Origin of the sequence: Bacillus sp. SIMBA_031 (assembly GCF_046535225.1) — a bacterium.
In the GTDB taxonomy this organism is placed as follows: Bacteria; Bacillota; Bacilli; order Bacillales; family Bacillaceae; genus Bacillus; species Bacillus velezensis.
In genome coordinates this window covers 1-309 of the sequence record NZ_JAWRXC010000109.1, presented here as the reverse complement: position 1 = coordinate 309, position 309 = coordinate 1, and the positions used below count along the sequence as shown (strand labels likewise).

Annotated in this window: 1 protein-coding gene; it reads right to left on the bottom strand. The window is 31.1% G+C overall.

Going from position 1 to position 309, the window contains the following annotated elements; all coding sequences use genetic code 11:
* On the bottom strand, positions 1 to 204 hold a 204-nt coding region (locus tag SB724_RS19710; protein ID WP_410572483.1), incomplete at its 3' end, for a hypothetical protein.
* Positions 205 to 309 lie beyond the last annotated feature (105 nt).

Genomic DNA, 309 nt, shown 5'->3' with positions numbered 1-309 from the left:
AACTGGACTCAAGTAATTGAAATTACATATTTCCAATTTGTCATGAATTCTATGCAAAAAAGCATCTGAATCACCTTCTCTCAATTCTTCAATGAGTTTTGCATCTCTTCTTTCGGAATCCTGAATAAAATCTAGCAATTCCATAACGTTAGAAAACTCTGCTACCACCTTTTTATCTACTGTATTATTAAGTATTTTAAACATACAGCTAACTTTTAAGTAATATAGGGATGTCAGAACACTCCTGAAACAGATTATACATGGTTTCTAAGTCACAAGTCATGTTATTCCAGTATTTTAAATCACCAT